Annotated in this window: 7 protein-coding genes; 3 read left to right on the top strand and 4 right to left on the bottom strand. The window is 59.5% G+C overall.

What is annotated here, in order from left to right; genetic code table 11:
• Positions 1–70: 70 nt before the first annotated feature.
• The 3 genes from ACA070_RS14330 to ACA070_RS14320 form a co-directional block, all read right to left on the bottom strand.
• Entirely contained in the window at positions 71–1651 is a 1581-nt protein-coding gene (locus ACA070_RS14330; protein WP_497451689.1) for an aldehyde dehydrogenase (NADP(+)), read from the bottom strand.
• A gap of 10 nt (positions 1652–1661) precedes the next feature.
• Positions 1662–2654: an AraD1 family protein gene (araD1, locus tag ACA070_RS14325; RefSeq protein ID WP_497451688.1), complete on the bottom strand. Its 993-nt coding sequence runs from the start codon at positions 2652–2654 to the stop codon at positions 1662–1664.
• A 152-nt stretch (positions 2655–2806) separates the two neighbouring features.
• Positions 2807–4129 (bottom strand): MFS transporter, encoded by a 1323-nt coding sequence (locus ACA070_RS14320; RefSeq protein WP_497451687.1) that lies wholly within the window; start codon positions 4127–4129, stop codon positions 2807–2809.
• A 193-nt stretch (positions 4130–4322) separates the two neighbouring features.
• Here ACA070_RS14320 and ACA070_RS14315 point away from each other — a divergent pair, with 193 nt between their 5' ends.
• The 3 genes from ACA070_RS14315 to ACA070_RS14305 all read left to right on the top strand — a co-directional run bounded on the left by ACA070_RS14315 (position 4323) and on the right by ACA070_RS14305 (position 11977).
• Positions 4323–6059: an IlvD/Edd family dehydratase gene (locus ACA070_RS14315; protein WP_497451686.1), complete on the top strand. Its 1737-nt coding sequence runs from the start codon at positions 4323–4325 to the stop codon at positions 6057–6059.
• 208 nt (positions 6060–6267) lie between these two features.
• Positions 6268–6987 (top strand): FadR/GntR family transcriptional regulator, encoded by a 720-nt coding sequence (locus ACA070_RS14310; RefSeq protein ID WP_131062060.1) that lies wholly within the window; start codon positions 6268–6270, stop codon positions 6985–6987.
• 289 nt (positions 6988–7276) lie between these two features.
• Positions 7277–11977 carry a dermonecrotic toxin domain-containing protein gene (locus ACA070_RS14305; RefSeq protein ID WP_497451685.1) on the top strand — a complete coding sequence of 1567 codons (4701 nt, stop codon included), beginning with the start codon at positions 7277–7279 and terminating at the stop codon, positions 11975–11977.
• A 63-nt stretch (positions 11978–12040) separates the two neighbouring features.
• Here ACA070_RS14305 and ACA070_RS14300 read toward each other — a convergent pair whose 3' ends face one another.
• Positions 12041–14425 (bottom strand): efflux RND transporter permease subunit, encoded by a 2385-nt coding sequence (locus ACA070_RS14300; protein WP_497451684.1) that lies wholly within the window; start codon positions 14423–14425, stop codon positions 12041–12043.
• Between the last annotated feature and the right edge of the window lie 7 nt (positions 14426–14432).

The raw sequence follows: 14432 nt of genomic DNA, 5'->3' as shown, positions 1-14432 counted from the left end.
GTCAAAGATTAGTCGACTGACACTCCGACTTCGCGAGCAAGCCCGCTCCCACAGGGATTGCGGTTAACAGTTAGAGGGCGTCGCGGGAGGGTTTGCCGTCCACCAGGCGCTGGATTCTCAGTGGATTAGCGTTCTTCAACGCCTCCGGCAGCAGGCTGTCCGGATAGTTCTGGAAGCACACCGGACGCAGGAAACGGTCAATCGCCAACGTGCCCACCGACGTGCCGCGCGCATCGGAAGTTGCTGGATAAGGCCCGCCGTGGACCATCGAGTCGCAGACTTCAACCCCCGTCGGATACCCATTGAGCAGGATCCGTCCGACCTTTTGCTCCAGCAGCGCCGTCAGCTCGCTGAACTGTTCGAAGTCCGTCGGTTCGCCAATGATGGTCGCCGTCAGCTGCCCGTGCAGGCCGTTCAATGCGGCACTGAGTTGCGCTTGATCCGCGACTTCGACGAACACCGTGGTCGGGCCGAACACTTCTTCCTGAAGCACTTCATCGCCATTGATCAACAGGCTGACGTCGGCTTTGAACAACTGCGGCTGCGCCTGATTGCCCTGCTGCGGGCTGCCAGCCAGATGCTCGATACCCGAATGAGCGAGGAGTTTTTGCAGGCCATTGCCATAGCTGCTCAAGGTCCCGGCATTGAGCATCGTCTGCGCCGGCTGATCGCCGATGAGCCCCGCGACCTGCTGCACGAAGGCGGTGAATTGCGGCGAGCGAATACCGATGACCAGACCGGGATTGGTGCAGAACTGACCGCAACCCTGCACCACCGAAGCGGTCAACTCACGGGCAACGGTGTCTGCGCGAACGTCCAGGGCCTGCGGCAACACGATCACCGGGTTGATGCTCGACATCTCGGCGAACACCGGGATGGGCTGCGCACGTGCTGCGGCCATGTCACACAACGCGCGGCCACCCTTCAGCGAACCGGTAAAACCCACCGCCTGGATCGCCGGATGCTTGACCAGCGCTTCGCCGACTCCGCCGCCGTAGATCATGTTGAATACACCGGCCGGCATACCGGTTTTTTCCGCCGCGCGAATCAGCGCGTCTGCCACCTGTTCAGCAGTGGCCATGTGGCCGCCGTGAGCCTTGAACACCACCGGGCAACCGGCGGCCAACGCCGATGCGGTGTCGCCGCCCGCGGTGGAGAATGCCAACGGAAAATTACTCGCACCAAACACGGCAACGGGCCCAAGACCGATGCGGTATTGGCGCAAGTCCGGACGTGGCAGCGGTTGGCGATCCGGCAATGCCTGATCAATCCGCGCGCCGTAGAAATCACCGCGACGCAGCACTTTGGCGAACAGCCGCATCTGGCCGCTGGTGCGCCCGCGCTCGCCTTGAATACGTCCGGCAGGCAATGCCGTTTCGCGGCAGACCACAGCGACGAAATCATCGCCCAAGGCGTCGAGTTCATCGGCAATCGCATCGAGAAATTGCGCGCGACGTTCGGCACTCAGGCTGCGGTAAGTCGGGTAAGCGGCTGCGGCTGCCTTCGCGGCGGCATCCACTTCTTCAGGCGTGGCCTGGAAAAAATCATGAGGCAAGGCTTCGCCGGTGCTGGCGTCGATGCTCTGCAGCTTGATGGTACCGACAGCGCTACGCTGGCCGCCGATGTAATTGTGACCAAGAATCCGGGTCATGGGTGTCTCCTTAAAGGGTGCCGACGGTGCCGGGCTCGAACGCTGCTTCAACCGGTGCAATCCCGTTGATCAACGGCGCGCCGAACTCGGCCTGACTGATCTCGAACACATCACCCGGTCGGGTGCGAATGCCGTCGGCAAAGGACAGGGTCGCGGTGCCGAAAAAATGAATGTGGACGTCCCCCGGACGCAGGAACTGGCTGTATTTGAAATGGTGGTACTCGAGGTTTTCCAGGCTGTGGCACATGTTGGCCTCGCCGCTGAGGAACTCGTTCTGCCACAGCACCTCGCCGTCACGCAGGATGCGGCTGGTGCCGGCCAGATGCGCCGGCAACGGGCCGACGCGAAGTTCCGGGCCATAGCTGCAACTGCGCAGTTTCGAATGCGCCAGGTAGAGGTAGTTCTTGCGTTCCATCACATGGTCAGAGAACTCGTTGCCCACCGCGAAACCGAGCCGATACGGTTTGCCGTCGTGGCCGATGACGTAGAGGCCGCTGAGTTCAGGCTCTTCACCCGCGTCCTCGGCAAAGGGCGGCAGCGGGAACGGTTGGCCCGGACGCACGACGATGCTGCCGTCGCCCTTGTAGAACCACTCCGGTTGTACACCGGCCTGCCCGGCCGCCGGTTTACCGCCCTCCACGCCCCATTTGAAAATGCGCATGGTGTCGGTCATCGCGGCTTCGTCGCCGACCTGCTGATGCATCTTGTCCCGGGCCGAAGCGCTGCCAAGATGGGTCAGGCCGGTGCCGCTGACCAGCATGTGCGCCGGGTCCGGGTGATCCAGCGGCGGCAGGATCCGCAGTTGGGCCTGTAATTCTGCGTAGTCATGGCTGACGCCCAGGCCCAGGGTTTTTACCTGCTGCTCCAGATTGACGCCCGCCTCGATCGCCGCCAGGGCCAGGTCGCGAACCGTCCGCGCGTCCTGCACTTCGCGGATCCGCCCCTCCTCGACCACGCCCACCCGGCGCTCGCCGTTACTCAGTTCGAACTGCACTAAACGCATGGATTTTCTCCCATAAACAAAAATTGAATACACCGCAAAACCCATGTGGGAGTGAGCCTGCTCGCGATAGCGATCTGACAGTCGACTCCATTGGTGAAAGTGAGTCAGTCATCGCGAGCAGGCTCACTCCCACAGTGGATCGGTGTAACTCCTCAGGTACGGGTTGCGCCTCTGGCACTGGCGGCAAACTGGTCACCTGGAAGCACATGCTTGCGCTCCAGCAACCGATACACCACGCCAGTCAACACCAGCCCGAACACCATTACCCCCGACAGAAAATACAGCCCCGACGCCAGGTTGCCGGTGTATTCCTTCAGCGCACCGATCACGAACGGACCGATATAGCCGCCCAGGTTGCCCACCGAGTTGATCAGCGCGATCCCCGCCGCCGCACTGGCGCCGGCGAAGAAACGACCCGGCAAGGTCCAGAACACCGCGGTGCAGGAAAACAGCGCAAACGCCACCAGGCACAACGCCGCGAGTTGCAGCACCGGCACCGTCAGCCAGGCACTGAGGAACAGGCCGATGGCACCCAGCACGTAAAGCACCGCCAAGTGGCCGTAACGATCATTCAAGCGGTCGGAACTGCGCGGGATGATCAGCAACCCAATGATCCCGAAGATGTACGGCACCGATGACACGAATCCGGTCACCAGGTCAGTGCCGCCAAACTGTTTGATCAACGTCGGCAGCCACAGACCCAGGCCATAAATGCTCAAGGTCACTGGCAGATAAAACAGCGCCAGCAACAACACGCGCTTGTCCTTCAGGGCATGCAGCGGATTGCCGTGCCGGGTCTGGCCGTATGCCTCAAGGTCCTTTTTCAGCTCGCCGGTCAGCCAGTCTTTCTCGGCCTGGTCCATCCATTTCACTTGCTGCGGGCCGTCCGGCAAATAGCGCAGTACCGGCCAGGTCAGCAGAATCGCCGGGGTGCCGATGACGATGAACAGCCACTGCCAGCCATGCAGACCCAGGATGCCGTCCATGCCGAGCAAGCCGCCGGACACCGGGCCGGTGATCATCATCGCGATGGGTTGGGAAAGGATGAACAGCCCGAGGATCTTGCCGCGATGGCGAACCGGAAACCATTGCGTGATGTAGTAGAGAACGCCCGGGAAGAAACCGGCTTCGGCCGCGCCGAGCAGAAAGCGCATGACATAGAAGCTGTGCGGCCCCTGGACGAAGGCCATGCCGATGGTGATGGCGCCCCAGGTGACCATGATCCGCGCGAACCAGCGCCGGGCGCCGAAGCGGTCGAGCATCAGGTTGCTGGGGATTTCCAGCAGGAAGTAACCAATAAAGAACAACCCTGCGCCGAGACCATAGGCCGCATCGCCCAGGCCAATGTCGGCGCCCATGTGCAGCTTGGCGAAACCTACGGCGGAGCGATCCACATAGGCGATCAGGTACAGCAGGATCAGGAAGGGAATCAGTTTCAGCGTGATGCGACGGATAAGCCGCAGTTCCTGGCTCATGAGATCGGTCTCCGATTGTTGTTGTTATAGAACCTCGGGGGACGCCTCTCGCCGAAATCTGCCAGGGCAATCCCTCCGTTGAAAGCGACTATATAGTAATACTAATTACCCAACAACACTTCCAAAGCAGCCAAATTGCGCTTATGTTACGCCTTAGCTCGAACAATATAGTCATACAATAAGAGAATCGATCATGTCTGATAAGAAACCCAACCTGCGCTCCGCCCAATGGTTTGGCACCGCCGACAAGAACGGCTTCATGTACCGCAGCTGGATGAAGAATCAGGGCATCGCCGACCACCAGTTCCACGGCAAGCCGATCATCGGCATCTGCAACACCTGGTCGGAACTGACCCCGTGCAACGCGCATTTCCGCCAGATCGCGGAGCACGTCAAACGTGGGGTAATCGAGGCCGGTGGCTGGCCGGTGGAATTCCCGGTGTTTTCCAACGGCGAATCGAACCTGCGCCCGACCGCGATGTTCACCCGCAACCTGACCAGCATGGACGTCGAAGAAGCGATTCGTGGCAACCCGATTGATGGCGTGGTGTTGCTGACCGGTTGCGACAAAACCACCCCGGCGCTGCTGATGGGCGCGGCCAGTTGCGACGTGCCGGCCATCGTCGTCACTGGCGGGCCGATGCTCAACGGCAAGCACAAAGGCCAGGACATTGGCTCCGGCACCGTGGTCTGGCAGCTCAGCGAACAAGTGAAAGCCGGCACCATCACCCTCGACGATTTCCTCGCGGCCGAGGGCGGCATGTCGCGCTCGGCCGGCACCTGCAACACCATGGGCACCGCGTCGACCATGGCCTGCATGGCTGAAGCACTGGGCACGTCCCTGCCCCACAACGCGGCGATTCCAGCGGTGGATGCGCGGCGTTATGTGTTGGCGCACATGTCCGGCATGCGTGCGGTGGAGATGGTTCGCGAGGATTTGAAGCTGTCGAAGATCCTGACCAAGGAAGCCTTCGAAAATGCCATCCGTGTGAACGCCGCCATCGGAGGCTCGACCAACGCCGTGATCCACTTGAAAGCCATCGCCGGTCGCATCGGCGTCGAGCTGGACCTGGATGACTGGACCCGCATGGGTCGCGGTATGCCGACCATCGTCGACCTGCAACCGTCCGGGCGTTTCCTGATGGAAGAGTTCTACTACGCCGGCGGCCTGCCAGCCGTGCTGCGCCGCCTCGGTGAAGCCAATCTGATCCCCAATCCGAACGCCTTGACCGTCAACGGCAAGACTCTCGGCGAGAACACCAAGGACGCGCCGATCTACGGCCAGGACGAAGTGATCCGCACCCTCGACAACCCGATCCGCGCCGACGGCGGCATTTGCGTGTTGCGTGGTAACCTCGCGCCGCTGGGTGCGGTGCTCAAGCCATCCGCGGCCAGTGCCGAATTGATGCAGCACCGCGGGCGTGCGGTGGTGTTCGAGAACTTCGACATGTACAAGGCGCGGATCAACGATCCGGAACTGGACGTCGATGCCAACTCGATTCTGGTGATGAAGAACTGCGGACCGAAGGGTTATCCGGGCATGGCCGAAGTCGGCAACATGGGCTTGCCGGCCAAGCTGCTGGCTCAGGGCGTGACGGACATGGTGCGCATTTCCGACGCACGCATGAGCGGCACAGCGTACGGCACGGTGGTTTTGCACGTCACCCCGGAAGCGGCAGCCGGCGGGCCTCTGGCGACGGTGAAGGAAGGCGACTGGATTGAACTGGATTGCGCCAACGGGCGTTTGCACCTGGATATTCCGGATGCGGAACTGGCGGCGCGCATGGCGGATCTGCAACCGCCGCAGCAATTGATCGTCGGCGGTTATCGTCAGCTGTACATCGACCATGTGCTGCAAGCGGATCAGGGTTGCGACTTCGACTTCCTGGTCGGATGCCGCGGCTCCGAAGTGCCCCGCCACTCCCACTGATCACCCCCCCCCCCTGTAGGAGTGAGCCTGCTCGCGATAGCGATCGAACACTCAACATTGATGTTGACTGAACTACCGCTATCGCGAGCAGGCTCACTCCCACATTGGTTCTTCATCTTATTCAAGACCGTGCTTGCTCTGGCGACCGTCCGCGCCGCGCCTGCTATCATGCGCGGCATCTCCATCGCACAGGATCGCGCCGTTCCCCATGGATTACCGCAAACCCTCCGACCGCAAAAGCATGCACTCGCGCATCGTCCAGGAATTGGGCATGCAGATCGTTTCCGGGCGCTTCAAACCGTGTGACAAACTGCCCGCCGAAGCCTTGCTGTGCGAGGAGTACGCGGTCAGCCGCCCGGTTCTGCGCGAAGCCACCCGCGTGCTGGTTGCCAAAGGCCTGGTGTATTCCCGTCCGCGGGTCGGCACCGTGGTCAAGCAGCGCAAGGAATGGCACATGCTCGATCCGGATGTGCTGCATTGGCTGATGCAAAGCAGCCCGCAGAATGAATTCTTCGATTTGCTGACCAGCGTACGCAGCATCATCGAACCCGCTGCCGCCGCCCTCGCCGCACAATTCGCCACCGATGCGGACATCGCCTCCATCGGTGAAGCCTACCAGCGCATGGAAGCCGCACCGACGCCTGAAGCCTTGTTGCAGCCGGACCTGGACTTCCACAGCCGGATCGCCGATGCGACCCACAATGATCTGCTGGCCAACCTGTGCAACATGCTGTCGGTGGCGATTGCTGAAGCGCTGAAGCATTCCAACCAGCGGCCGAATCTGCATGAGCTGGCGTTGCCTCGGCACAAGGCGATTCTGACCGCGATCGAGAATCGTGATGCGCTGGGTGCGCGGCATGCGACGCTGGTGCAGCTGGATGATGCGCGCAGTGCACTGAACGTCGTGCTCGGCAGCGATCCCTCATAACCAATGCGATCCCTTGTAGGAGCCGGCTTGCTGGCGATGGTGTGTCAGCCACATTGATGTCGACTGACACACCATCGTCGGAACGCCGCCCGCAGCAAGCCGGCTCCTACAAAGGGTTGTGTGAATATTCAGATGAAAAAAAAGCCGCAACCCGGGTTGCGGCTTTTTCGTTTGCGGCATGAAAGCGTCTCTTACCCCATCGAATCGATCAATGTGCGGTAACCGGCTACCGCACATCCTGTCCGACGTTGATTTACGTTGAGGAACCCTTCATGCAATGGATTGCATCATGCCGACATCTGCCTCACCACCCGTCACCGCGGACTACACCGACATCACCGCGCGCGCGGTCAACACGCGATTCAATACCCGCCCCACCTTTCGCTCGCAAACCGCTCGCATGCTCAAGGACGGCATTCTGGAAAAATACCCGAAACTGGAGTTCGACCCTGACCGAACCAAAGTGGCCCAACCCATACCGGAGGGTGCCTGGCGGCTAACACCACTTGTGGACGTGGTGCTGGAATATCTGGCCAGCGGTGCGTTTCCCGATTTGAACGAGCAATTGGGTCGCAGCTGCTTTTTGACAAACCGAGCCCCCGCGCTACTCACCGTCGACAAAACGACCTCCCGGCTGCCCGATATGCAAGTGATCGCGGATGTCATCCGCGAATTACCCGGCATTCTCTACATCGGCTTTCAGGAATCATTGACAGCCTGCTGGAACGAGAAAGATGAAACCGGCGTAAGCCGCTGGCAATGGCTGGGGGAATTGCTCGCCGGCGTGTTGAAAACATCCGCTACGCGCCTGTCAGCAAATGATTCGTTGCAGGCAGAAATCCTCATGGAACTGGCCCGCCAACCCGACAACCGGCAACGCCTCCAGCGACCTTGGGAGAAAGGCGTCATAGAGGCTTGCACGCTTCAAACCACGCTGACCAAAGGCGATATGCCCTTCACGCTGCAGACGCCCGACATCCTGGTGATTTGCGGTGACACCCATTTATTGTGCAGCGTGACCGGTACCATCGAGTCTTACCCTTCCCCGCAAGCATTTGGCCAGGCGTGGGGCGCGCGGTTTCAGCAAGATTTCGTGTTTGATTCCATGACATGGAAACGTTTCAAACCTGACGGCAATATCTTTGATACCCAGGCCGCCCTGCTCCTGAACCAGCAACTGGAAGATCTGGAAGCGCTCAAACTGCCGGCAATGCAACGCCTGGATGAGCTTGAAAAACGCTTTGATTCGATCACCGATGTCGCCGCGCGGTTTATCGGCGGCGACCACAACCCGGCGCACCTTCAGCCGATACAGACAACGATTCCCAAGTGGTTGCAGGGTGCGAGCAGCACTGATCGTATGGCGTGGCGCAAGCACACGTTGTCGATGGCCAGCGTCAAACAGCAGACTCAGGGGCACACGTTACGCGACGACGTCGTTGACCTTCGCACCTTTGCCAGAAATGCGCTGCATGAGCAAATGCTCAAAGACCAGCCCCTGGCTCCCGGTTACAAGTCCGATGAACTGGAATTGACCTTTCATGTGCCTGTCGGCGACTTGGGCAGCGGCTACCTCGAGCCCGTCAAAATGTCTCTGACCGACCTGGCCATCATCAACCTGTCAGGCAAACCCAAAGGCCGAATGACCATCCGCCACACCGAGAACCAGCTGATTCAAGACTGGACCACCGAGGCCTACTTGATCAACCTGGTGGGCCAGGTTGATATCGGGAAACATTACCCCGAATACATTGAGACACAGCTTCTGGGGAATAGCCCCGAAGCGAAGGAACGTCTGCGACTCTTTGGTCTGGAGCTGAGCCTGCATTTACCGTTGCGTGCCCTTGAACACTCGATCAAGGGTGAGCACGGATTCACCCTCCTGGGCTATCGATATGTCGATGCTGTGCTCCATCCGCTGGCTGCCGAGCGAGTCGTTGATGAGCAGTCGATCGTCATCAGGCCTTTGGCGTTTCAGCGCAAGGCAGGCGCCGCGTGTGACGTGGTCAGCAACATGTTCATCATCGAGCCAAAAGACCTGAATGCCGTCGCCCCCCATATTCTTTACCGTCCGCTGTACCCGGAACCGCTGCATCAATATTCCACCCGTCAGGCCTTGCACGCTGCAATTGCTCAAGCCGGCCCGTTGCAAACCAGTGTGCTGACCTGGCTGCCGGACCGCGCACGACCGATTTACGATAACAACGGCTTCAACGAGCCACACATTGTTCACTTCCATGCCGGCGACGAATTCACACGGCCGGAAAAACCGGGCCCGACAATTCTGGCAGGCGACGAAGCCGTCGGTGACTGGCTAACCGCGCTGGAAGAAGGTCGATTGCTGGCCAGCCTGTATACCAGCAACGCGCGTACATTGATCGATCTGGCTGACCGGCAATCGGTGTCCAATGCCGAGAGCCGTTGGGCGATCATCCTTGAAGGGGGTTGGCTGGTATTCAACAACGTCATTCTGCCCTTCTTGCGCGGCCCCGCCATGGTGGTGGGCTGGATGCTGCAAATCGCCCACAGCCTGATCAACGATCTTCCAGAGCTGGACAGTGATGACCCGAAAGCGCGGAACCAGGCATGGATCGATGTGCTGTTGAACATTGGCCTGCTGGTTCTGCATGTGGCCCGAGAGGGAGGGAGCCCGTCATTTTCCGACGGCGCAGCGACGGCGGTTCCGGACGCACTCGTCTCCTTGCGCCGTCCTCCACAGACGTTCTCAGGGCCTACCGAAACGACCATCACCCAGGACACTCCGGGTCTGCCCTCCGAGCCGCCAGGCAGCGGCAATACCCTGCTGGACTTCAACCTGTCGAACGCTCGCGATTCGGCATCAACCCGCCTGTTCAACACGTTAAGGGAGGTGCGGGTCCCATGGCCGACTCCATTGCCGGAACCCGTTGCAAGCGGCGCCTTCAAGAGCTTGTACCTGATCGACAACAAATGGCACGCCTCCGTCGCGGGTCTGCTGTTTCGCGTCAGTATCGTGCCCGGGTTCGGTGAGGTTTATCTCATCCATCCAGAGCACCCGGATCATCCGGGGGTCAAACTTCAAACCAATGGAGATGGCCGCTGGACGCTGAATCAGGGGCTAAAACTGCTCGGCGGCGGGCGCAATGCGCGAATCAACGCCCAGCGAGAAATGACGCAACAACGCATCAGCCTGCTGGAAGTGAATCGTCAAGAGTTCGTGGACCAACAAGCTCGGGTGCAGAAGCGTGTCGACATCGCTGAAAACCTGATGCAGCTGAAAAGAAACGACCCCGCCAGCACCGAACTCGATCGCGCCACGTACCGGCAACGGTTCGTTGATGAGTTGGGCAAACAGACCGAAAGCTACGCCACGCTGATGGACGAGATCCGGGAGTTGAGCGAATTGACCAAATCCGATCCCGATCCGGTGCAACTGTGCAGCCTGTCGGAAAATCTCATCAACAACACTCGCAAACAGATCGTTATCGCCGACTGGGAGCGCGAAGCTGCCGACCAAACCTACGGGGACTTGAGAAATGGCGTCGGGCATTTGCATGAAGTGCTGAAAACCGAGGGCGACGTGGTGCTGGATCGGTACTTCGAATTCATGCGCAAAACCTCCGAAATCAACGAAACCATGATCAGGCTTTATGAACAGGTGGACAGCCGCCTGCAGGAGCTCAAACAGATTCCTCGCCTGGGCATCGAGTACTGGAAGCGACTGACCGGCAACAGGCCCGAAAATGAAATGACGGCTTTGCGGGTCAAGTCCTACCAACTGAGTGTCTTGCGCATACTCAGCCTCAAGATACTTGGAAGCACCACCATGAAAGTGCTGGAACGCACCGTCAGCCCCCTGCTGTTGCTGTCTCGCTCACATGCAGAACTGCAAACGGAGCACACTTACACCGACAGCGACCGGATCGCCGTTCTGGACAACCTGGTCGATCAGTACAACAAGGCTCGGGACGGTCTTGAGACGATAGGCATTTTCAGTACCGATGAACTGCAAACACAGCCCTTCAATCGTCTTCGCGAGCTCATTGATCAGCTGCGTATCGATGCCGAGCGACGGCTGGCGGAAGCACTTGAACTGCAGCCGCAAGCCGACGCACCGCCAACTTCTGTACCAGGATCCAGCAGGACGCCGGCGAAACATCCCTATTCATGGTCCAGTCGCAAGCGGGTTATCAAAACCGCCAAGGGCACGTTGATCGGCGATCTTCGCCAGCGCATTGCCAACCAGGGAGGAGACATTGTCGACATCAACGGTCCTGTCGAAGAAAAACCACTGGCCTCGTTTCATGAACATGAGCCCAATGTCTGGGTAGAAATTGTCGAATCCAGACCCGTAACATCCAAAGCCCCACGCCCCTATCAGCAGGTCAAAGGTGATGCTCGCAAAGCGTTGGCCGACGTCGATAAACATGTGCAAAAGATCGAGGGTTACGCGCAACGCGCCAGTTCTCCCAAGGAAATCGAAGAGCAGTTGCAGCGTGAGGCGCAGAAACTGACCGGGTACGCCGATAGCCTCGAACAGCATGAAAGCCCTCCGGCCAATCGGGACCCAGACGTTTCGCTGATCAGCGGGCTCCGGGATAAAGCGCGCGCCCTCGACACCAAGGCGACCGAACTGCGCACCCGCATGACCCTCGCCCGGCCGCCCAGTAGTGAAGGTGTGGAATATCTGCTGCGGCGCAACGCAATTTTTGCGCGGATCATCGGCAACCGGGTTCAGCTGAAAACCGGACGGCGTGACTTCATGCAAGAGTACGTCTTGTTGAATAACGACAGTCAACCCTGGTGGTACGGGCATTTCCACTACGCCAACGCGGATGATGCCAAGGCTGACTACACCCAGGCCCATCTAAAAACCCGGGAACAACGCTTCGAAACCTACGAATCGGCCATGGCCAAGGCTAAAGATCCCAAGCAAAAAATCGATATTCATCATGGAATCATCAGCAAGGAACTGGCAAACAGCGATTTTCTCCCGCTGGAACCGCGCTGAGTTTTTCAATCGCCCATAAAAAAGCCGCAACCTGAGGTTGCGGCTTTTGGCACTGCCTGAAGTTTAGTGAGCGAACAGCGAGTTGCCCTTCTGCCCCGCCAGTTTCTCCGGCTTGATCAGGAACCGTGCCAGCGCTGGCAACAGCCACAATGCGCCGAACATGTTCCAGAGCAGCATGAAGGTCAGCATCAGGCCCATGTCGGCCTGGAACTTGATGGCCGAGAAGATCCAGGTGCACACGCCGATCGCCAGGCACAGGCCGGTGAACAGCACGGCTTTACCGGTGGACTTCAGCGTCTGGTAGTACGCCTCTTGCAACGGCAGGCCCGCACGCAGGAAGCTTTCCAGACGGCTATAGATGTAGATGCCATAGTCCACGCCAATCCCTACACCCAGCGCCACCACCGGCAGGGTCGCGACTTTCACGCCGATGCCCATGAAGGCCATCAGGGCGTTGCCGAGTACCGACGTCAGCACCAGCGGCAGCACGATGCACAAAGTCGCCGCCCAGGAACGGAAGGTGATCATGCACATGGTCGCGACGCAGATGTAGACGAGGATCAGGATGGTCAGCTCGGACTCCTTGATCACCTCGTTAGTGGCCGCCTCGATGCCCGCGTTACCCGCCGCGAGGATGAATTCCAGGCCGTCCTTGTTGTTTTCCTTGGCGAAGTCCTGCACCGCATGCACCGCGCGATCCAGGGTGGCGGCCTTGTGGTCGTTGAGGAACACCAGCACCGGCGCCAGGGAGCAACTGTTGTTGTATAGGCCATCGGCACGGGCGATGGAGTTGTTCAGTACGTCAGGGTTGCGCGACAGGGTTTCCCATTTCAGGTTGCCCTCGTTCATGCCCTTGATCATCTGCTTGGACACGGTCACCAGGGAGATCGCCGACTGCACGCCCTCGGTGTTCTGCATCTTCCACATCAGTTCGTCGATCGGCGCCATGGCTTCGTAGCGCGAGCAGCCTTCGGACTTGGTCTTGACCATCACCACCAACACATCGGAACTGGTGGAGTAGTTGCTGATGATGAAGTTGTTGTCCTTGTTGTAACGCGAGTCCGGACGCAACTCGGGAGCACCCTGATCGAGGTCACCGATCTTCAGGTTCTGGCTGTACCAGAGGCCGCCACCGAAGGCCAGCAAGGCCAGGATGATCGACACCGGTGCGACTTTCGGGCTGGCAAAGCTCGACAACAGGCGCCAGAACGGGTGTTCGCGGTGTGCGTCTTTTTTGCTGCGTTCTACGGCGCGTTTGCTGATACCGACGTAGGAGATCGCTACCGGCAGCAGGATCAGGTTGGTGAACACGATCACCGCCACACCAATCGATGCGCCGATGGCCAGTTCACGAATCACACCGATGTCGATGATCAGCAGCGTGATGAAGCCCACCGCGTCCGCGAGGATCGCGATCATCCCCGGCAGGAACAACTGACGGAACGTCCGCCGTGCGGCGGTCAAGGCATTGTCCGCCTCGCTCGACTGCAAGGCGATACCGTTGATCTTCTGCACGCCGTGGGAGATACCGATGGCGAAGATCAGGAACGGCACCAGCATCGAATAAGGATCGAGTCCGAAACCAAAGAAGTGCATCAGACCCAACTGCCAGACCACCGCCACCAGCGTGGTACTCAACACTGCCACGGTACTGCGCATGCAGTTGGTGAACCAGTAAAGCAGGATCAACGTGATGATGAAGGCGACGCCGAAGAACATCACCACCATGACCAGGCCATCGATCAGGTCGCCGACTTTCTTGGCAAAACCGACGATGTGGATCTGCACGTTAGGGTTCTGCGCTTCAAACTTGTCGCGGATCTTATCTTCCAGCTCGTGGGAGAACTTGCGGTAGTCCAGCGCCAGCAGCTTGCCCTGGTCCTGCGGGTCCGGGTAGGACTCCAGCAGCGGGATATCGACGATGCTCGACTTGAAGTCGTTGGCCACCAGACGTCCGACCTGACCGGACTTGAGCACGTTGTTGCGCAGCAGGTCGAGGCTTTGCTGGGAGCCGTTATAGCTCTGCGGGATCACTTCGCCACCGGCGAAACCCTCCTCCGTCACCTCGGTCCAGCGTACGCTCGGGCTCCACAACGACTTGAGGCCGGAACGGTCGACACCGGAAATGTAGAACACCTCGTCGTTGATCTGACGCAGGGTCTCCATGTATTCCTTGGAGAAGATGTCGCCATCGGTGGCTTCCACCGAAATGCGCACCGTGTTGCCCAGGTTCGCCAGATCGTTACGGTGCTCCATCATCTTTTGAATGAATGGATGCTCCAGAGGGATCATTTTTTCGAAGCTGGTGGACGGCCGGATCAGCGTCGCCTGCCAGAACAGGAAGATGCTGACCAGCAGGCAGATGACGATCACTGCCGGGCGGTTGTTGAAAATCAGGCGTTCAAGAAACGTCGCCTTGTCTTGGTGATGACTGCTCAAGGATGTCATAGACCCG

Source organism: Pseudomonas sp. LBUM1678 (assembly GCF_059695575.1).
This window is presented reverse-complemented; position numbering and strand designations above follow the sequence as displayed.